18 protein-coding genes and 1 tRNA gene are annotated in these 18,553 nt (G+C 69.8%); 4 read left to right on the top strand and 15 right to left on the bottom strand.

The features are described from left to right. Position 1 precedes the first annotated feature (1 nt). A complete protein-coding gene (locus FL344_RS24430) occupies positions 2-919 on the top strand; it encodes a S1C family serine protease (protein WP_141620207.1) in 918 nt (305 codons plus the stop codon). A gap of 1 nt (position 920) precedes the next feature. On the opposite strand, the gene FL344_RS24425 is transcribed toward FL344_RS24430, so the two are convergent. Next, positions 921-1,220 (bottom strand): hypothetical protein, encoded by a 300-nt coding sequence (locus FL344_RS24425; protein WP_090490894.1) that lies wholly within the window; start codon positions 1,218-1,220, stop codon positions 921-923. A gap of 71 nt (positions 1,221-1,291) precedes the next feature. Further along, on the bottom strand, positions 1,292-1,585 hold the full coding sequence (locus FL344_RS24420) for a UBP-type zinc finger domain-containing protein (RefSeq protein WP_141592817.1): 294 nt from the start codon (positions 1,583-1,585) through the stop codon (positions 1,292-1,294). A 165-nt stretch (positions 1,586-1,750) separates the two neighbouring features. Between FL344_RS24420 and FL344_RS24415 the strand changes: the two genes are divergently transcribed. Continuing rightward, complete coding sequence (locus FL344_RS24415) at positions 1,751-3,214, top strand: MFS transporter (protein ID WP_141620206.1); 1,464 nt, start codon at positions 1,751-1,753, stop codon at positions 3,212-3,214. 82 nt (positions 3,215-3,296) lie between these two features. Here the strand turns inward: FL344_RS24415 and FL344_RS24410 are convergent, their stop codons facing one another. The 6 genes from FL344_RS24410 to FL344_RS38640 form a co-directional block, all read right to left on the bottom strand. Next, on the bottom strand, positions 3,297-3,533 hold the full coding sequence (locus FL344_RS24410) for a hypothetical protein (protein WP_090490897.1): 237 nt from the start codon (positions 3,531-3,533) through the stop codon (positions 3,297-3,299). A gap of 148 nt (positions 3,534-3,681) precedes the next feature. Continuing rightward, positions 3,682-4,263, bottom strand: a complete 582-nt coding sequence (locus FL344_RS24405) for a thioredoxin family protein (RefSeq protein WP_141592815.1) — start codon at positions 4,261-4,263, stop codon at positions 3,682-3,684. A 46-nt stretch (positions 4,264-4,309) separates the two neighbouring features. Then, positions 4,310-6,634, bottom strand: a complete 2,325-nt coding sequence (locus FL344_RS24400; RefSeq protein WP_141620205.1) for a protein-disulfide reductase DsbD — start codon at positions 6,632-6,634, stop codon at positions 4,310-4,312. Between the two features lie 199 nt (positions 6,635-6,833). Then, complete coding sequence (locus FL344_RS24395) at positions 6,834-8,081, bottom strand: VWA domain-containing protein (RefSeq protein WP_026114289.1); 1,248 nt, start codon at positions 8,079-8,081, stop codon at positions 6,834-6,836. A 205-nt stretch (positions 8,082-8,286) separates the two neighbouring features. Next, complete coding sequence (locus FL344_RS24390) at positions 8,287-8,607, bottom strand: hypothetical protein (RefSeq protein WP_141620204.1); 321 nt, start codon at positions 8,605-8,607, stop codon at positions 8,287-8,289. 218 nt (positions 8,608-8,825) lie between these two features. Next, positions 8,826-8,987, bottom strand: a complete 162-nt coding sequence (locus FL344_RS38640; protein WP_167371115.1) for a hypothetical protein — start codon at positions 8,985-8,987, stop codon at positions 8,826-8,828. A 544-nt stretch (positions 8,988-9,531) separates the two neighbouring features. Between FL344_RS38640 and FL344_RS24385 the strand changes: the two genes are divergently transcribed. Beyond that, positions 9,532-11,739, top strand: coding sequence for a (Fe-S)-binding protein (locus tag FL344_RS24385; protein ID WP_141620203.1), 2,208 nt, complete (start codon positions 9,532-9,534; stop codon positions 11,737-11,739). 98 nt (positions 11,740-11,837) lie between these two features. On the opposite strand, the gene FL344_RS24380 is transcribed toward FL344_RS24385, so the two are convergent. From FL344_RS24380 to FL344_RS24350, 7 genes are all read right to left on the bottom strand, one after another. Then, positions 11,838-12,308: an ankyrin repeat domain-containing protein gene (locus FL344_RS24380; protein WP_186817950.1), complete on the bottom strand. Its 471-nt coding sequence runs from the start codon at positions 12,306-12,308 to the stop codon at positions 11,838-11,840. Between the two features lie 182 nt (positions 12,309-12,490). Next, positions 12,491-13,015, bottom strand: a complete 525-nt coding sequence (locus FL344_RS24375; protein WP_141620202.1) for a DUF6484 domain-containing protein — start codon at positions 13,013-13,015, stop codon at positions 12,491-12,493. Between the two features lie 130 nt (positions 13,016-13,145). Next, the gene (locus FL344_RS24370) at positions 13,146-14,108 is read right to left on the bottom strand and encodes a PD40 domain-containing protein (RefSeq protein ID WP_141620201.1); all 963 of its coding nucleotides are present in this window, start codon (positions 14,106-14,108) and stop codon (positions 13,146-13,148) included. 90 nt (positions 14,109-14,198) lie between these two features. After that, positions 14,199-14,726 carry a non-proteolytic archaemetzincin-like protein gene (locus tag FL344_RS24365; protein ID WP_090490906.1) on the bottom strand — a complete coding sequence of 176 codons (528 nt, stop codon included), beginning with the start codon at positions 14,724-14,726 and terminating at the stop codon, positions 14,199-14,201. 61 nt (positions 14,727-14,787) lie between these two features. Then, positions 14,788-14,861 (bottom strand) — tRNA-Gln (locus FL344_RS24360). Between the two features lie 212 nt (positions 14,862-15,073). Then, positions 15,074-16,231, bottom strand: coding sequence for an RtcB family protein (locus FL344_RS24355; RefSeq protein ID WP_141620200.1), 1,158 nt, complete (start codon positions 16,229-16,231; stop codon positions 15,074-15,076). Continuing rightward, a complete protein-coding gene (locus FL344_RS24350) occupies positions 16,228-16,590 on the bottom strand; it encodes a ribosome-binding factor A (RefSeq protein WP_141620199.1) in 363 nt (120 codons plus the stop codon). The genes FL344_RS24355 and FL344_RS24350 overlap by 4 nt, the downstream gene beginning before the upstream one ends. 501 nt (positions 16,591-17,091) lie before the next feature. Between FL344_RS24350 and FL344_RS24345 the strand changes: the two genes are divergently transcribed. Beyond that, on the top strand, positions 17,092-18,483 hold the full coding sequence (locus FL344_RS24345; RefSeq protein ID WP_141620198.1) for an NAD(P)/FAD-dependent oxidoreductase: 1,392 nt from the start codon (positions 17,092-17,094) through the stop codon (positions 18,481-18,483). Positions 18,484-18,553: the final 70 nt, after the last annotated feature.

Here is an 18,553-nt window from a genome sequence, read left to right as displayed (position 1 = left end):
CATGAAACTGCTGCAACACTTCTCGGATGACTTGGAGTCGCTGGTGGCGCGTGCCTCACCCGCCGTCGTGGGTGTGGAGCACGCACGCGGCCACGGCACCGGCCTCTTCCTCACACCGGACGGATACGTCCTCACCAACCGCCACGTGGTGGTGCGCGGCTCACGCAAGCTCACCGTCCAGCTCTCCAACGGAGAGGAGCTGCGCGGCACCCTGGTGGGCAGCGATGCCCCCACCGACCTGGCGGTGGTCCGCGCGGAGGGCGGTGACTTCCCCACCCTGCCGCTCGCCGAGCCCGAGTCGGTGCGCGTGGGCCAGCTCGTCATGGCCATTGGCAACCCGTTCCACCTGGAGCAGTCCGTGTCGCTGGGCGTGGTGAGCGCCATCAACCGCAGCATCAGCCTGCCCGACGGCGTCATGCTGGAGGGCATGCTCCAGACGGATGCCGCCATCAATCCGGGCAACTCCGGAGGGCCGCTGCTCAACATGCGAGGACAGGTGGTGGGCCTCAACACGCTGGTGTTGCCCTACGCGCAAGGTATCGGCTTCGCGGTGAGCGCCACCACGGCGGCGTGGATTGCCAGCCTGCTCATCCAACGTGGCAAGGTGGACCGACGCTTCCTGGGCATCGCCGCGACGGCGGTGAGCCTGGACGCACGACTCACCCGGGAGAACGGCCAGTCCCGCGCGGTGAAGGTGCTCCGCGTGCAGGACGGGACACCTGCCCATGAGGCCGGACTCCAGGTGGATGACTTGCTGCTGGCCATCAATCAGCGGCCGGTGAACAGCGTGGACGACCTCCAGCGGCTCATGGCGCTGGCCACGGAGGACGAGGTGACGCTGGACCTGCTGCGCAAGGGCCGTGGCCGCAAGACGGCCCGGGCACGGACGCGACCGCGCATCGAGCCCGTGGCCGCCTGACTCAGGCCACGCCGCCCGGCGTCCGCCCCTGCGCGTCCGGCATCTTCCCCTGGAGCAGCAGGTTGTCGCCCCGACAGAGGCTCTTGTAGGACCACACGCAGAACGAGTCTCCAGGACGTGACTCCTGGAGATACTCGTCCAGCACGTCGGCATCGTCACAGATGAAGCGGTGCGGGGCGCGCGTCTCCCGGTAGAAGCGGTGCTCGATGATGAGCGGGCTTTTGTTCGCCAGCATCTCGCGCAGGCGGCTCAACGTGTCCGGGTCGGTGATGCGCGAGCCTTCGAGAGTCCACGCGTCCATGGTGCGGTGCCGCGCCTTTCTTCCCACGAGCTGAAACGGGCCCGGAGGATGATAGCGGATGACGGCCCACGTCATAGCCGCGCGTCGTGCGATGGCGCCGGACGGTGCTCGGTGAAGAGTTCATCCTCGTAGCACCAGGCCCACTCCTCCCCCGGCTCGAAGGACTGGACGACGGGATGCGCCGACTGCTGGAAGTGCTTCGTCGCATGCCGGTTGGGCGAGGAATCACAACATCCCACATGGCCACAGCTCAGGCAGCGACGCAGGTGCACCCAGCTTGCTCCCATGGCCAGGCATTCCTCGCAGCCTCGCGAGTGCGGAGGCGGGTCTCCGGCCTGTTGGATGTGCTCGCAAATCGGCTCCATGTGACACCTCTCTGTGACTGGGGCGACCAGTGCCCTCTACAGCGTAGGCACTGGGTACGAGGACCTTCAGCGATCACCAGCCAGGATGGCGAGCCACTGGAGGCACGTCCCCACCCCGCAGCGGCGGATGGCACGCGCGGCGCCCCAGGCGCACGGTAGAGCCACATGGCCACCAACGCCCCCGACACCACCGTCGCCTATGACAGTCCTCGCGGCCGGGGTGTGCTGCTCGCCAGCGTGCTGGGCAGCGGCATGGCGTTCCTCGACTCCACCGCCGTCAACGTCGCCCTGCCCGCCATGGGCCGCGAGCTGCACACGGGCCTGTCCGGCCTCCAATGGGCCGTGGACGCGTACCTGCTCACGCTCGGCTCCCTGGTGCTCACCGGGGGCGCGCTCGGCGACGTGAAGGGCCAGCGACGCGTCTTCCTGCTGGGCATGCTCGCCTTCACCGTCACGTCGGTGCTGTGCGGCTTGGCGCCCAACGCCTGGACGCTGGCCGCCTTCCGCGCGGCGCAGGGTGTGGGAGCCGCGCTGCTGGTGCCCGCGAGCCTCGCCTTGCTGCGCACGTCATTCCCGCCTCAGGACCGGCAGCGCGCCGTGTCCGCCTGGGCCGGACTGTCCGGCGTCACCACGGCCGTGGGGCCGCTGCTGGGTGGGTGGCTCGTGGACGCGGGCTCATGGCGCTTCGTCTTCTTCCTCAACGTGCCCCTGGCCGCGCTCACCGCGTGGGCGGCGCTGCGCCACGTGCCAGACATCGCGCCGAAAACAGGGGCGCGCGGGTTGGACGTCGCGGGCTCCGTGACGGCGGCGCTTGGGCTGGGTGGCCTCATCTACGCGCTCATCGAAGGCCCCGCCCACGGCTGGCCCCTGGCGGCCATTGTCGCCGCGGCCGGAGGCGCCGTCCTGCTGGCCGCGTTCTTCGTCCTGGAGGCACGGCAGCGGGAGCCAATGCTTCCGCTCACCCTCTTCCACTCGCGCACCTTCTCCGGCGCGAACCTCACCACGCTCGTCGTGTACTTCGCGCTCGGAGGCGCCACCTTCCTGGTGGTGCTCGCCCTGCAGCAGCAGCTCGGCTATTCGGCGCTCGGCGCGGGAGCAGCGCTGCTCCCCATCACGCTGATGCTGCTTCTGTTCTCACCTTCCGTGGGACGGCTCGCGGGGCACATCGGCGCACGTCCGTTGATGACGGCGGGGCCGCTGCTCGCGGGCCTGGGGCTGGCGCTCCTGACGCGCATCCAGCGTGGAGGTGACTACGTCAGCACCGTGCTGCCCGGCATCCTGGTGCTGGGACTGGGGCTGGCGCTCACCGTAGGCCCGCTCACGGCGGTGGTGCTCGGCGCCGTCGAGGACCGCTACGCGGGCATCGCCTCCGGCGTGAACAACGCCGTGGCCCGCATCGCCGGCCTGCTCGCGGTGGCGCTGCTGCCGCTGCTGGGCGGCCTCGCTGGCGACACCGGCATGGACTTCCTGGTGGGCACACGGCGCGCGCTCTGGGTGTCCGCCGGCCTGTGCGCCGTGGGAGCGCTGTGCTCGCTGCTCACGATTCCACGCGAGGCCGGGCGCACGACCTCCGTGCAACAGGAGCACGGGATACCTGGCGCATCGCGCGGGTCCAACAAGCGCCCATGACGTCGTCGCGGGATGGCGCCTCAGCCCCCGTCTGGCTTCTTCGCGGCCTTGCCTGCGGGCGGGCTGTCCCCAGGCCCGTACCTCAATGACGTCCGTGGTCGTCACTCAGCGGAGGTGCCTCGCGCGCCGGCTCGGTGCCCTTCTGAGCGCCGTAGCCGCCAATCCCCTTCTGGAGGATGCGGTCTTCGCCCACGTCTTCGTCCGTCACGTCGCCTCGCACCGGGCCTTTCTGGTGCCGCGCCTCGCGCTCCAGTTCTTCCGGGCGCGTCGTGTCCATCCGCTCGTCGCCCCGTACCGGACTGCCCTTGTTGTCGGCCATGGTCGTTTCCCCTTTCAGAGGGAAAGGTCCGAACCGCCCTCGCACCGGACAAGGCACCTGCCATGGCGCCGTTGCCTGCCGCCCAAGCAGAAGGCCCCCGCCCCAGCAGGGACGAGGGCCTTCGGGAATCAACACAACCGAGCCAGCGCTAGCTCTTGTACTTCACCGAGCAGCCGTAGGGCGTGGTGGTGCTCGCCGGGACCTGCTGGCCACCCACCACCGCATCCACCGCCGTCTTCACATGGTTGGCCGGCTTGGCGTTCTTGCCGCGCGGGTCATCGTCGATGGCGCCCGCGTAGCGGACAACACCCGCCTCGTCGATGACGTACATGTGCGGCGTCGTCTTCGCGCCATAGGACTTGCCTACCGTGCCGCTCGCGTCCTGGAGAACCGGGTAGGGGAAGCCCTCTTCCTTCTTCCACGCCGCGGACTTCTCCGGGGTGTTGTGCGCGGTGGAGTCCACCGCCAGCCACACCACCTTCTTCGCGTCGAAGCCCTTCAGCGTGGTGACCATCGTGTCGTTCTTGTAGTGCCGCTGAACGAAGGGGCACTCGGGGTTGGTCCACTCCAGGACCACGACCTTGCCCTTGTACTGCGCCAGCGTGTGCTCCTTGCCGGACTCGTCCTTCAGCGTGAAGGTCGGCGCGGGCTTGCCAACTTCCGCGTCGGCGAGGGCGGGCGCCCCCACGAACAACGTGCCCAGCGCGAGTGCGGTGAAGACCTGCTTCATGGCGTTCCTCCAGCGTTTTGGGGACTGCGGGGAAGACAGCGCGACTTCAGTGACTTGGGAAACCCGCAGCGCAGAGGACGTTCGCGCCGTCGCCCAGCTTCGAGGGCGCACACGCCGCCGCGCGCTTCACGGCGTCCGTCACCACGCCCGGCGTGAGCAGCTCCGGCAGCACCTCCGGCTTGTCGGGTGCACCCGGGCTCATCACCAGGTACATGGGCACACCGGCCCGGCCGTGCTCGGCCAGCTTGGTGGTGATGCTCGCGTCCCGGCGCGTCCAGTCCGCGATGAAGAAGGCCACCTGGTGCTTCTTGAAGGCGTCACGCACCTCATCGGTGGACAGCACGGTGCGCTCGTTGAACTTGCAGGTGAGGCACCAGTCCGCCGTGAAGTCGATGAACACCGGCTGGCCCGCCGCCAGCGCCGCGTTCACCGCGTCCGCGCTCCACGGCTGCGCCTGCGCCACCGTGGACCCGCCCCGAGGCGCCTCCACGGGGCCCTGGTCATCGAAACGCAACGTCACCAGCCCTGACGCCACCAGCACGCCCGCGGCCACCGCCACGGTGGCCAGCTTGCGCATGCCGTCCTGCGCCTGCCCCTGGCCGTACAGCCACGTGACGAGTCCCACCGCGACCAGGAACGCCAGCAGCCGCGCCATGCCGTCCACGCCGGCCAGCCCGCCCATCACCCACACCAGCCAGACGGTGGTGGCCAGCAGCGCGAAGCCCAGCACCTGCTTGAAGCGCTCCATCCACGCGCCCGGCTTGGGCAGCTTCTTCGCCAACCCGGGCACCAGCACCAGCACGCAGAAGGGCAGCGCGAGCCCCAGGCCCAGCGCGGTGAAGACGGCCAGCACCGTCACGGGGCCCGCCGCGAAGGCGAAGCCCACCGCGGTGCCCAGCAGCGGCGCCGAGCACGGCGTGGCCAGCACCACGGCCAGCACGCCCTCGCCAGCGCTGTGCATCAGGCCATGGCTCTGGTCCACCTTGCCCGCCAGCGCCGTGCCGTCCAGGCCCACGTTGAAGACACCGAAGAGGTTGAGCGCGAAGGCGACCAACACCGCGCACACACCCGCGACGAAGAGCGGCTCCTGGAACTGGAAGCCCCAGCCCACGCTCGCGCCACCCGCGCGCACCGCCAGCACGACGCTGGCCAGCAGCAGCATGGTGCCGATGATGCCCGCCGCGTAGGCCGCCGCATGCGCGCCGACGCGGCCCTTCTCCTGCTGCACCATGCGCGTGAAGCCGTAGGCCTTGAGCGCCAGCACGGGGAACACGCACGGCATCAGGTTGAGCAGCGCGCCGCCGAAGAAGGCGAACACCAGCGCCAGCCCCAGGCCCATGGACGACTCGGCCGCGGGCGGCGTGGCGATGGCGGCGCCCACCGGCTTCACCGCCGCGATGCTGTCCTTCACCGACGGCGGCCTCACCGCAGCCGGCGTCCCAGCCGCGCCACCGGCCGCCACCATGGGGGCCAGCGGCGCCGCCACCTCGAGGTACTGGTAGCCCGTGGCCGCCGTGCCCAGGCGCATCACGCCCGTCAGGCCCGGCGCCGACGCCTGCACGTCCGGCTCCGCCTTGCCCTTGAGCTTGAAGCGGCCCGGACCGTCCGAGGCCAACCCCACGCGCACGACGCCGGGGATGCGGTCGGCGACGAAGAAGTCACCTTCCACCGCGGGCACCACCGCGCCGCCCGAGGCCGTCAGGGTGAGCGTGCCGGTGAAATCCTGGCCCGCGGTGAGCTGCGGCGCATCCAGCGCCACCGTCGCCGCGTGGCCGCTGTCCTTCGCGGGACGGGGTACCTTGGCCAGCTCGGTGTCGAAGGCAGCCGCCGTCTCCGCGTCGCGCACCGTCTGGGGACCCAGGGGAATGGAGCGCGTCAGCATCAGCTCCGCGGGAATGCAGTGCACCTCGCACACCAGCGCTTCCACGGCGGCGGACACCGTCAGCAGGCCCGTGGAGGGCCCTTCCACCGCCTTCGCGTCGGCGATGAGGATGGCCTCACCGTCATAGCCATGGGTGGTGATGAAGCCGTCGGGCGTGCGGAACGTCTGCGGGAAGGGCCACTGCAGCGGCCCCACGGTGACGCCGGGCGTGTCCCACGCCACTTCCGTCTCCAGGCCGGAGTCGCCCGGGTTCTTCCAGTAGACGTGCCAGCCCGGATCCAACCGGAAACGCACGCCCACGCGGAAGGTGTCTCCCGGCTTCACCTGGGTGGCGTCCACCAGGAGGGCACCCTCGATGCGAGGGTCGCCTTCGTCCGGCGCGCTCGATGCCACCGCCGACGCAGGCAGGTCCGCCCACGCGACCGCCGCCACCAGCAGCAGTCCGATTCCACCAACAACGCCGAGCCTCTTGGACTGCTGATGCGTCATGCGACTCCCGTTAACCCAGAGGAGGCCGGCCCGCCAGCGGCAGACACGTGCCTCCGAGCACAGTGAACCATCCGGGCAGGCGGGCATTCCCCTCGCATGACGCGCCACGCCCACTCCCAGGCGGACAGTCCGAGCAGGAGGGGTTACAGCGTCACAGAGGTGACGTCATGAACCCACAAGGGCAGCCGAGCGACGGGCGTCAGTCCTCGGTCTTCCAGGGCAGCAGCGCGGGCGCCGCGGGGCCCACGCGGCTCATGGTGATGCGGGAGACCTCGGAGTGCGCGCGGCGCATCACCAGCGCGGGGAGCTTGTTTGCCCGGCGCTCTATCACCCGGCGCAGGTCCGCCAGCCGCTCCACGTGGCGTTGCGCGGGCACCTCCGCCGAGCCGAGCCGAGCGAGCTTGTAGAGGGCGACATCCGCGGCCTCCAGCGCCCGCTCCGCAGCGTCCTGGTGACGGCGGCCCAGGGCCTTCCACGCGGCGGCTTCACCGGCGACCAGGTCCAGCTCGGCGGACACGGCGCGCACGAAGCGGCCCGCGTCACTGTCGGGCAGCACACGCGTCACGGGCACGCTGATGCGCCGCGTATCGCCGCGCTCGGAGTAGGACGTGGACACGCCCAGGTTCCACTCCGCGTCCCCCAACATGCCCGAGAAGAGGACGCGGCGCGGGAAGGCCTGGGAGATGGCGCCCAGGGTGGCGCTCATGGCGTCGCCTTCCACGCGCGAGGGATAGCGGTGACGGCAGCGGACGTCGGCGAAGCCCGTGGGCAGCACGTGCACGCGCGCGTCGGCGACGACTTCACCGAAGAGCTCGGCGCCCAGTTGGCCCACGGCCATGGGCAAACCTTCCGGGTCATCCACGTGCACGAAGCCGGTACCGGAGGGGCTGGTGAGTGCCTCCAGGATGTCGGGCAGGTAGTGGCGGCCCAGCCCCAGCGCGTGGAGCATGACGCCAGACTCGGCGATGCGGGCGCCCTGGGTCTTGAACTCGGCGAGCTGCGACGGCCCCACCGAGGGCTCACCATCGGTAAGCATCAGCACCTGAGGCCGGGCGCCGGGCACGAGCACGCGGCGGGCGGACTCCGAGGCGCGCTCCACGGCCTCATGCAAGGCGGTCCCCTCGCCGGACTCCAGGCGCGCGAGCACCTTGAGGAGCTGCGCGCGGGCGTTGGGGTCCATGGCCCGCATGGGGAGGACCTGCTCGGGCTCGGCGTCGAAGGTGAGCAGGCCCAGGTAGTCGCGTGGGCTGGCGCGCTCCACGAGCGCCTGGGCGGCCTGCACCGCGGCGAGCAGCGGCACGCCCCGCATGGAGGCGCTGCGATCCAAAGCGAGGTTGATGGCCACGGGCGCGCGGGGGGCGTCAGCGTCGGCTTCCAGGGTGACGAGGAGGAGCACCTCGCGGCCATGTTCGGCGTCACGCTCCACTGCCCAGGCCGTCTGCTTCATACGTACTCCCCCGTGGTCGCACGAGGCATTGTGCCGCGAATCAATCTGCGGGAGCGGACCGCCCCCGATGCCGGAAGTCTCATGGGCCACAACGCACGGGAGAGGGGGACGCTCTCGGGCAGGCTGCGGGGTCTGAGAATGTCGGGAGTCGTGCTTTGGAGCAAGGGGGCCAGCCAGGATGCGGCACACCCACACGGGCAGCCCCTCAGGAAGGTGCTGGCCGCCGCGACGCGCCGCAGGCCGCACAGTACCGGGCCTGGGGGGTCCTCAGCGGCTTGCCGCAGGCGGTGCACGGCGGGCCGAAGAGAATCAGCCGGTGGTGCAAGACCGCGTTGATGTTCGTCTCGTGGAAGCCGGTCAGCCGCTCGTACTCCCGGAGAGCAGGCGTGAAGGCGTGCTTGAGGGACGAGATGCCTGCCTCGTTCCGGAGTTGCTTGCGCTGGAGCAGGAGGTTGATCCGCGCGAACTCCTCCTCGTCGAGCATGGGCAGGTCCATCCGGCACCGCCAGCACCACAGCACCTTCATGACGTCGCTCCTCACCCTCGAACCACGGCCGTTCGTGGCCGCCGGAGAGGTTGACGCAGAAATGAGGGAAAGGTGACGGGCAGGCAGGCCGCCCATTCTGACGTGGGGCCGCGAACCCTGGGCCCGGGGGCTCACCCTGAGGGAGCCACCACGCGGGTATCCATTGCCCCGGTTACCGCTAATGCCCCCGCGCATCCACCGGCCGCGGGGGCCGCGAATTACTCGGCCGCAGTCCAGCCGCCCCACGACTCTTCGGAGTAGCCCCAACGGCGGCCGGGCGCGCCCTCATCGGCCTCAGAAGACTCCGCGCCACCGTCCTGCCGCGGATCCACATAAGGCAAACCTTCATCGTCCATGTACGTGGTGTCGTCGTGAACCATCGCCGGCTCCTCTGGAGACCACCCAGGTGAAGGGGGGCATCCCGCTTCGGTCGACCCGGGCCCGCCCCATGCGAGGCCCGCTCCATTAATCGTTGACCGATTTACCGACCATGTTGGTGATGTCGCCTCGCGTTGTAAAGCCCTTGGGGTCTCAAAGTTCCGGGGGCCATGTCGCCCGCTTGCCTACCTGCCTGCCCTCCAGTGAGGAGTATTCGTATTTACAGGCAGTTACGAACAGTCAGACGTCAGACAGTGCCCGTGGCAATCGCACAAGGTAAGCCCTGAGCCCGAGAAAGGAACCCCCACAGCGATTTACGCCCGAGTATTTTCAAAGGGTGCCTGGCTGCCGTCCGCCACTGGTAAATCCGTGCGATGGCCGCTCACTCCCCAGAGGACCCGGGCCGCGTTCTCCAGTGAAGGACACCTGGGGCAGCAGGGTGCTTGATTCGAGAATCACCCCTGTTAGGGTTGAAGTGCACTCAAGAATTGCCGCGACGCGGCAGCCCGGGCCTGTCTGCCGCGCCCGAGAGGTCCTCAGAGTCCCATGAGTCCCATCATCACCGGCCTGTTGCTAGCCCTCGCCATTCCCATCTTCGTCATGACCATGTCCGGTCGCGTGGGCGTCCTGCTCGCGATGAAGAAGGAGAACCGGCTCGACAACATCCCCTTCCGCGTGGCGCAGCTGGTGCGCTTTGGCCTTGGCCAGAAGCGACTGGTGGACCCGGAGGAGTTCACGCCGGGCCTGTTCCACGTCCTCATCTACGCGGCCTTCATGGTGCTGGCCCTGCGCACCGTCATGCTCTTCGCCATGGGGTTTTCGACCACGGCGCTGGACGTGCTGACCGACCTGGGCCACCCGTTCTGGGCGGATCAATCCGCGCTGCTCTTCGTCTACAAGCTCTACCTGCTGGCCAAGGACGTGGTCGCCGCGCTGGCCCTGCTGGGCGTGGCCTACTACATCTGGGTCCGCTGGAAGGTGAAGCCGGACCGCATGACGCCGTCGTGGGAGGCGTACCTCATCCTGTGCTTCATCGGCGGGCTGATGGTCTCCGAGTTCCTGTTCGGTGGCAGCCACATGGTGGCCGCGCACGCCGCGCAGGCGCAGGTGGGCGCCTCGCAGGTGCCTCAGTCCCCCGCCGCGCTGGTGTGGTGGGAGCCGTTCACCAGCCTGACGGGCCTGGCGATGATGCCGCTGGGCGCCACCGCCGCGCACGTGGTGGGCACGGCCGGCTTCTGGGTTCACCTGGTCATCATCCTGGCGTTCCTGAACTTCCTGCCCATCGGCAAGCACTTCCACATCATCACCGGCCTGCCCACCGTCTTCTTCCAGCGCACCCACTCCACCGGCAAGCTGCCCACGCCGGACCTGGAGAAGGAGGACTTCGGCACCGCCACGGTGAAGGACCTGACGTGGAAGCAGGGCATGGACCTCTACTCCTGTACGGAGTGTGGCCGCTGCCAGACGCACTGTCCGACGTACATCACCGGCAAGCCGCTCACCCACAAGGGCGTCAACCAGGACCTGAAGCATTGGATCTGGGACAACGAGCAGTGGGTGGAGGAAGGCTACGGCCCCAATGGCATCAAGGAGCCGCTGCCCGAAATCGTCGGCAGCGCGCTGTCGGCGGAGACGGTGTGGGCGTGCACGAGCTGCGGCTGGTGCGAGCAGGCCTGCCCGGTGTTCATCGAGAACGTTCCGCGCCTCATCGACATGCGCCGCTACCAGGTGCAGGTGAAGGCGGAGTTCCCCCCCGAAATCCAGCGCGTGTTCGAGGGCATCGAGCGCCAGGGCAACCCCTGGGGCCTGGGCCAGGACCGGCGCGACGAGTGGGCGGAGGACCTGGCGCTCCCCACGTGGGGTGACGACGGAGGCCCCTACGAGTACCTCTTCTTCGTGGGCTGCGCGGGCAGCTACGACGACAAGCAGAAGAAGGTCAGCCGCGCGCTGGTGAAGATTCTGCGCGAGGCGGGCGTGAGCTTCGCCACGCTGTCGAAGCAGGAGATGTGCAACGGCGACTCCGCGCGCCGCATGGGCAACGAGTACCTGTTCCAGACGATGGCGAAGACGAACGTCGAGACGTGGAACTCGATGGGCGTGAAGGCCGTCATCACCCAGTGCCCGCACTGCTTCAACACCATCAAGAACGAGTACCCGGAGTTCGGCGGCGAGTACCGCGTCATCAACCACACGCAGCTCATCAACGAGCTGCTGAAGGAGAAGCGCATCAAGCTCTCCGCGGTGATGAACAGCAAGCTCACCTACCACGACCCCTGCTACCTGGGCCGCCACAACGGCGTCTATGACGCCCCCCGCGAGGTGCTCAACAGCATCCCCGGGCTCGAGGTGGTGGAGATGCAGCGCAGCAAGCGCGAGGGCTTCTGCTGCGGCGCCGGCGGCGGCCGCATGTGGATGGAGGAGCACATTGGCACGCGCATCAACCACAACCGGTTGAACGAGGCCGCGCTCACGCTGAAGCACGCCGAGGACCCGAACACGCCCTACCCCAACGCCGCGGACAAGAAGAAGCCGGGCCAGGTGGGCGACTACAAGGAGAAGGGCGGCAGCGGCATCGTCGCGGTGGCGTGCCCGTTCTGCTCCACGATGCTCTCTGACGCGGTGAACGACACCGGCCGTGAGGAGAACATCAAGATCAAGGACATCACCGAGCTGGTCGCCGACGCGCTGGAGACCAAGAGCGGCGCGGTGGGCACCGTGGCCCCCAGCGCCACGGTGAGCGCCAAGCCGGAGTAGCGCCAGTGGTGCGGCGGGCCCGCTGAAGGGCCCGCCCGCTGCTTCGCTTCACGCAAGGGCCCGGAGGCTTCCACCTGAAGCCCCGGGCCTTCGCTGTTTCAGGGCTTGCGCTGCTTCTCCGAGCGCAGGACGCGCTCCAGCCGCTTGGTGGCGCCGTCGTCCCCCAGCTTGCCGGAGACATACGCCCCCGCGGAGGCGAGCTTGCGGCGGAAGCTGTTGTCCGGCGGAGGCGGCGCGTCCAAGCGCAGGTCGGTGATGCCCAGGCCGGAGAGCAGCGTGCGGGCCAGGTCCTGGTCATCCGCGCGCGCGTGAGGCATCAGCCACTGGCAGACCTCGGTGTGCCCGTGCGCCGCGGCCATGATGAGCGCGGACTCGCCGATGCTGTCCGTCAGCTCGGGGTCCGCTCCCGCCTCCAGGAGGCGTTGCACCAGGTCCGCTCGCCCCGCGCGGGCCGCGGCCATCAGCGGCGTGCGCCCCTCCTCGTCGAAGGGGTTCGGGTCCGCTCCAGCGGACAGGTGGGACTCCACGGCGTCACGGTCGCCCGCCAGCACGGCATCGAAGAGGGACATCGTCAGACCTCCGCGCGGCAGCATCGCGCCTCGCGCCCTGGGACGCCAGTTGCCCCCGGGCGCTCGGCGCCCTGGCTCACAGCACGCCGCTCGGCAGGGAGGCTGCGCCCCCCGCCCGTCGGCGGCCCGTGCCGCGTCGTGTTGGACGTGGCGTCCACGCAGGTCGCCTTACGTCCAGAGCGTCAGTTGATTTCGACCGTGCCGCCCTTGATTCGGTGGGTGCCGGAGGCGCGCGACTCCAGGTAGGTGCCTTTCACGATGACCTTGCCGTTGCGGCGCAAGGTGATGCTGGCCTCACCGCACTTGAGGACGACTTCGTCCTGGCCCTCGATGACGACGCGCTTGCCGTCGACATGGGCCTCTGTCGGGCGCAGCGCGGCTTCTGGAGGGGGTGATTCCAGCAACGCGTCCAACAGCGGCGTCGCGCTGGGCTCCTGGATGAGCCCCATGACGAAGGGCAGCCGGGCGTCTCCGTTCTCGAAGAGGAGCACCGCCTTCTGGCGCTGGGCGACGGCGGCCTGGAGCGACTTCGGCTCCACGACGACGGCGAGCCGCGCGGCCACCGGGCCCGAGGCGTTCCCCGGAAAATCCACGAGCACCGCGCCACTGGCATCGAAGCCCACCAGATGGCCGGCCCGGCTCCCCAGGATCGGTTCCTGGGATTGCGCGCCAGAGGCGAGGGACTTGCTGTCAGGTGACTCGCTCATGCCGGCATCTCCATGCGTCAGGCTACCGCAGGCGCCCCCCACGGCGCGAATCCGGCCCGAACCGCCTCCCCTCAGATGCCCGACGGGCGGCGCTGGCGCCACCCCACCGGGTCCGAGGTGCGGCTCCAGGTCAAATCGGCCCGTAGGACGGCTCCGTGGCGCTGGGCACCGCCAGCGACACCGAGCCCGTGCTCAGGTTCGCGCGGTAGATGCCCGTGTCACTCCCGCCAGCGCTGATGAGGAAGCCCATCTGGCCGGCTCCCGTCCAGCTCGGCCACGACTCCTCGCCCGTCCCGCCGCTGGTGACGCGCTGGAGCGCCCCCACGTTCGAGCCCGACAACTGCCCCACGAAGATGCGCGTGCCACCGGAGGACAGGCGCCCATCCAGCGCCACCTGGGAGCCGTTCGGAGACACCGCCACGCGGTTCTCCACGAACTGCACGCCCGCGCTCAGGGAGGAGTAGGTGATGGTGCCTCCGTTGAGCGGCACGTGCGCAAGCTGGTCGAGCTGGTTCAACCCGCTGCCCGCCCCCGCCAGCACCGCGCTCCCGTTGGGCAGGAAGGACGGCGCGCCGTAGGCGATGACGTTGTTGGGCGTGAGCTCCTGGAAGCCGCTGCCGTCCGTGTTGATGCGCGCCAGCGCCGTCTGGGAGCTGTTGCCCGGCGAGAAGACGAAGACGACGCTGCGCCCGTCCGGACTGAAGGTGGGCGTGCGGAAGTTGGAGCAGCCGCGCGCGCACGTCGAATCATTCGCCCGGAACAGCGTGGAGGGCGTGCCGCCCGAGGTGGGCACCGTCAGCAACGAGGTGGTACCGCCGCTGCGCTGGACGAACACCACGCTGCGGCCGTCTCGCGACACGGAAGGCCAGTAGGCGCCGCCCACGTTGGTCAGCCGCTGCGGGCTGTTGGCGTCGCCGTTGTCGTCCACCACGAAGACGTTGCGGTCGTCCTCGCGCACGAAGGCGAAGCCGCGGGTGAAGAGGACGTCCCCGATGCCGCCACCGCCACCGTCGTCCAGGGGCTCGCAGCCCCCCAACATCCCCACCGCCAAGACCGCTCCGAGGAACCTCCGCTTGCCCGTCATCGTCGTCACTCCGCTTCCCGGCCGATAGAGAGCCCCGTACTACAGAGCGCACCGGGACTGACGTCAACGCGCCACGGGTGATTCAACGCACGGTCAATGTCAGCGGTTGAGCTTCTGGAGCTCGTTGCGGCAGAGGTTGCAGAGCGACAGTTGCTTGCGGTCGCAGTCCTGCGGCGTCTGCGCGAAGAACATCACGCACCGAGGGTCCTCGCAGTAGGACAACCCGAGCAGGTGTCCCGCCTGGTGCACCACCTCCACCTGCGCGCGGCGCCGCAACATGTCGCTGGCGGCGCCCTGGGCCAGGCGATGGAGGCTCATCACCGCCGTCTTCGACTCGCGGTCCGCTTCCCCGAAGACGAAAGGCGAGTCCGGGACGAAGAGGTCCACGTCAGAGATGCCCAACACGGCGAACTGGCCGGGCTCCAGCATGGGCGTCAGCCGCCGCATGATGGCGTTGCAGTGGTACTGGCCACGGTCCTTGTTGAAGGCGTAGGCGGGCGTCGGCAATACCGTCTTCGACACCACGGCCGCGACACCCATTTGCGCCGCCAGCGGGTCCTGCAAGTCCCTCAAGAGAGAGGCTGGCGGGCTACCCACGGAGACCAGAAGGAGTGTCTTCTGCGGCATCGGCCCACCGTCCTTCATGCACGGGACGGACGCATGGCTACCGCGTCCCCCCGGAGCGGAGTGGCTGGGGCGCAAGGATTCGAACCTTGATACTCAGAGTCAAAGTCTGATGTCCTGCCATTAGACGACGCCCCAGCAGGTTCTCTCGTGTACTTCTGGTGTCCGAGTGTACGGCATCCCGACGGGTGCGGGGAACTCCCCTGACGCGGTTCTCTGCAATGTCAGCCACTGGACCCCTCGCCCGGGCCCCGGTGACGGCCGAAGCCGGGCGCATTGTCGCTCTCCCATTACACCTGGAGTAAAGCCGCCCCCGGATTCTCGCCAGGAGCGGCCTCCCCCCTTCCCGGTCAGCCCTTGAGGACGGCGAGCGGTGTCAGGCGCAGGAGCGGCCGGACGAGGTCGGCCTCGTCCTCCAGCACCTCGGTGATGTCGCGGTAGGCGGCGGGTGCCTCCTCCACCAGGGCGGCGGCGCGCCCCTTGTCGTACACCACGCGGCGCAGCACGTGCTCCAGCGCCGCCGGGCGGATGCGCGCCCGTGCCTCCGCACGGGTGAGGACGCGGCCCGCCCCGTGTGAGCAGGAGCGGAAGGCACGCGGCTCGCCCCGGCCCTCCACGACGTAGGACGCCGTCCCCATGGAACCCGGGATGAGCCCGCGTTGGCCGGCCTGGAGCCCCACCGCACCCTTGCGGTGGACCCACAGCATGCGACCCCCGTGCTCCTCCTGGGCGACGTGGTTGTGGTGCACGTCCACGGCCGACGTGGGGTCGGCGGCCACGCCCAGGGCTTCCTCCAGGACATCCAGCGCGCGAGCGGCGATGGCCTCCCGATTGGCGAGCGCGAAGCGGCAGGCCCACTGCGTGTCGGCGAGGCAGGCGGCGCCCTCGGCGGTGTGGATGTCCAGGGCCGGCAAGCCGCCCTCCCCGAGCGCCCGGGCCACCCGCACGTGGTGGTCCGCGATGGCCGCGCCGACGCCCCGCGAGCCGGTGTGCAGCAGCAGCCAGAGGGCCCCGTCCGCATCCCGGTCCAGTTCGAGGAAGTGGTTACCGCCCCCGAGCGTCGCCAGGTGTCTGGGCGCCAGCCGCTCCCAGGCATGGCACAGCTTCTGGGTGGACAGGGGCGGTGACTCCAGCGCCGGGGGCAAGGGCAGCCCCCGGCCCCGGTGGGCGGCGTCACCCACGGGGATGCGCTCGGCCAGTTGAGACAGCACGCGCTCCAGCAGGTCCCGTCCGGGAAGGCCCGAGGTGAGTGGGAAACGCCAGGCGCTCACGCCGCAGCCCAGGTCTCCGCCCAGGGCCCCCGGTACGACGTGGTGCTCGGTGGCGAAGACGGTGCCCACTGCGATGCCGGATGCGACATGGAGGTCCGGCATGGCGGCCACGTGCTCCACGACATAGGGCTGGGAGGCGATGTGACGCAGTTGCTTCTCCGCGCCGGGAGGCAGCGCTCGGGCCCAGACGAGGATGGGCCTGCAGCCCGGCGCAGGCGGAAGGAGACGGGGCATCATGACTCGCCCTCCTCCGCCGCTCCGGGCGTGTGCTCCGAGACGCCGATGTAGATGAAGCGAAGCTGCGGCACGCGCTTGAGGTCGAGGTGCTCCGCGAGCTGCGAGCGCAGGTAGCCGCTGGCGCCTTCGAGCGCCGCCTGCAGGGGACGAAGGCCGCCAGCCGCGGCTTCGGGCGTGACGGTGTAGCCGATGCGAACGAGGCGGCCGTCCGGCGACAGCTCGAAGGACGTCAGCGCGACGCCTTCGAGCCTCGGGTCGGACAGCTCACCCCGGAAGGTGCGGGAGACTTCTTGGGACAGATGAGACTGCACGCGCAGATGGCGCGATGACGAGGTACGGCGATTCCTGGAAGAGGACATGAGAGGACGAACGGTTCCCAGAAGGCCGCGCGTGCCCCTCGTGCGCTCCCGGCTTCAAGCCGTCAGCGACGCACGAGACACACGCCGGCCCATTGCACGGAGGCAAAGGCTCCGCGCACATGCCGAATCCAAGACCCTGGAAGCGCGCTCCGTCCCGCTCAGCGAGGGAGGCGGCCCACCCGGTTCAGCACGTTCAGCGCGGAGCGACCCGAGACTCCATTCAAGACACGTCCCATGGCACACCTCCCGCCGCGTGCGTGACTCCCGCGCGGACCGTGATGCTGCGCAGACAAGATGTGACCGCCACCCTGCCCGCGTCAAGCGACAGCCCCGGACGACAGGACGCGGGCAGACCTGACAGCCAACCACCCCTCGGGCCCGTGCCCTGTGTCCGGTGTCGGCGGGTGACCACCCTCACTTTCCAGCAGCGGACGTGCGTCTCACCGCGGCCGTGGGCATGGCCCGCCGCCGCGCTACGCAGCGGGCACGAGGTGAAGGCACATGGCGGAAGCGTTCGACGTGGTGGTGATAGGGGCAGGCCCCGCGGGTGAGGTCTCCGGTGCGCGCGCCGCGGAGGCCGGGCTGTCGGTGGCGTTGGTGGAGCATGAGCTGCTCGGCGGCGAGTGCTCGTACTGGGCCTGCATTCCCAGCAAGGCCTTGCTGCGCCCGAGCGAAGCGCGGTGGCTGGCGGAGCATGCCGCCGGCGTGCGCGAGAAGCTCCAGGAGGGCATCGACGCGCGCGCGGTGCTGGCCCACCGGGATTCGATGGTCAACGACTACCAGGACGACTCCCAGGTGAAGTGGGCCGAGGGCGCGAAGCTGAAGGTGGTGCGGGGCACCGGCAAGCTCACCGGCCCGCGCAAGGTGCGCGTGGAGAACAAGGACGGAACCGTGCGGGAGCTGGAGGCCCGAAAAGCCGTGGTGCTGGCCACCGGCAGCCATCCGCGCATCCCGGACATCCCGGGGCTGAAGGACGCCCAGCCCTGGGACAACCGCCAGGGCACCGGCGCCAGACAGGTGCCCAAGCGGCTGGTGGTGCTGGGCGGCGGCGCGGTCGGTGTGGAGCTGGCCCAGGCGTGGCGCTCGCTGGGCTCCGAGGTGACGCTGGTGCAGCGCGGAAAGAGATTGCTCTCCCGCGCGGAGCCCTTCGCCGGAGAGCAGGTGGCCCAGGCGCTGCGAGATGCCGGCGCGCGCGTGCTGCTGGGAATGAACGTGACGCGCGTCCAGCGGCCCGGCGGCAAGGGCGAGGTGACGGTGACGCTGTCCAATGGCGAGCAGGTCGTCGCGGACGAAATCCTGGTGGCCATGGGCCGCGTGCCCCGCACGGAAGGAATCGGGCTGGAGACGGTGGGGCTCGAGGGCGGCAAGCCCGTGGAGGTGGATGACCAGCTCCGCGCGAAGGGCGTGGACGGCGGCTGGCTCTACGCGTGCGGCGACACCAATGGCCGCAACCTCCTCACCCATATGGGCAAGTACCAGGCCCGCATGGTGGGCGACGTCATCGCGGGCAAACAGGCAAGGGCCTGGGCGGACGCGAAGGCCACCCCACAAGTCGTCTTCACCCACCCGCAGGTGGCCAGCGTGGGCCTCACCGAGGCCAAGGCACGCGAAGCCGGGCTGCCGGTGCGCACGGTGGAGCAACAGCTCCAGGACGTGCCCGGCACGTCGCTGGTGGGCAAGGGCCTCACGGGCACCGTGAAGTGGGTGGTGGACGAGAAGCGCCGGGTGCTCGTGGGCGCCACGTTCACCGGGCCGGAGGTGGGAGAGATGCTCCATGCGGCCACCATCGCCGTGGCGGGAGAGGTGCCGCTCGACACGTTATGGCACGCGGTGCCGTCGTTCCCCACCATGAGCGAGGTGTGGTTGAAGCTGCTGGAGACGTACGGCCTCTAGCGCGCCGCCCCCCCTCCGTTGCGTGCGCGGGGGTGGGCGGCGGCACCCTTCCCCGCCCACCCCCGCCCAC

Origin of the sequence: Myxococcus sp. AB036A, from assembly GCF_006547355.1 — a bacterium.
In the GTDB taxonomy this organism is placed as follows: Bacteria; Myxococcota; Myxococcia; order Myxococcales; family Myxococcaceae; genus Myxococcus; species Myxococcus virescens.
The sequence above is the reverse complement of the archived record's forward strand: the minus strand, read 5'-3'. Positions and strand labels throughout refer to the sequence as shown.

Excerpts from the sequence above, each read along its gene's own strand:
- FL344_RS24375 (WP_141620202.1), bottom strand. The coding sequence starts at position 13,015 with ATGAGCGAGTCACCTGACAGCAAGTCCCTCGCCTCTGGCGCGCAATCC.
- FL344_RS38640 (WP_167371115.1), bottom strand. The coding sequence starts at position 8,987 with ATGGTTCACGACGACACCACGTACATGGACGATGAAGGTTTGCCTTAT.
- FL344_RS24350 (WP_141620199.1), bottom strand. The coding sequence starts at position 16,590 with ATGTCCTCTTCCAGGAATCGCCGTACCTCGTCATCGCGCCATCTGCGC.
- FL344_RS24425 (WP_090490894.1), bottom strand. The coding sequence starts at position 1,220 with ATGGACGCGTGGACTCTCGAAGGCTCGCGCATCACCGACCCGGACACG.
- FL344_RS24430 (WP_141620207.1), top strand. The coding sequence starts at position 2 with ATGAAACTGCTGCAACACTTCTCGGATGACTTGGAGTCGCTGGTGGCG.
- FL344_RS24410 (WP_090490897.1), bottom strand. The coding sequence starts at position 3,533 with ATGGCCGACAACAAGGGCAGTCCGGTACGGGGCGACGAGCGGATGGAC.
- FL344_RS24345 (WP_141620198.1), top strand. The coding sequence starts at position 17,092 with ATGGCGGAAGCGTTCGACGTGGTGGTGATAGGGGCAGGCCCCGCGGGT.
- FL344_RS24385 (WP_141620203.1), top strand. The coding sequence starts at position 9,532 with ATGAGTCCCATCATCACCGGCCTGTTGCTAGCCCTCGCCATTCCCATC.
- FL344_RS24365 (WP_090490906.1), bottom strand. The coding sequence starts at position 14,726 with ATGCCGCAGAAGACACTCCTTCTGGTCTCCGTGGGTAGCCCGCCAGCC.
- FL344_RS24355 (WP_141620200.1), bottom strand. The coding sequence starts at position 16,231 with ATGATGCCCCGTCTCCTTCCGCCTGCGCCGGGCTGCAGGCCCATCCTC.
- FL344_RS24390 (WP_141620204.1), bottom strand. The coding sequence starts at position 8,607 with ATGAAGGTGCTGTGGTGCTGGCGGTGCCGGATGGACCTGCCCATGCTC.
- FL344_RS24380 (WP_186817950.1), bottom strand. The coding sequence starts at position 12,308 with ATGTCCCTCTTCGATGCCGTGCTGGCGGGCGACCGTGACGCCGTGGAG.
- FL344_RS24400 (WP_141620205.1), bottom strand. The coding sequence starts at position 6,634 with ATGACGCATCAGCAGTCCAAGAGGCTCGGCGTTGTTGGTGGAATCGGA.
- FL344_RS24405 (WP_141592815.1), bottom strand. The coding sequence starts at position 4,263 with ATGAAGCAGGTCTTCACCGCACTCGCGCTGGGCACGTTGTTCGTGGGG.
- FL344_RS24420 (WP_141592817.1), bottom strand. The coding sequence starts at position 1,585 with ATGGAGCCGATTTGCGAGCACATCCAACAGGCCGGAGACCCGCCTCCG.
- FL344_RS24395 (WP_026114289.1), bottom strand. The coding sequence starts at position 8,081 with ATGAAGCAGACGGCCTGGGCAGTGGAGCGTGACGCCGAACATGGCCGC.
- FL344_RS24415 (WP_141620206.1), top strand. The coding sequence starts at position 1,751 with ATGGCCACCAACGCCCCCGACACCACCGTCGCCTATGACAGTCCTCGC.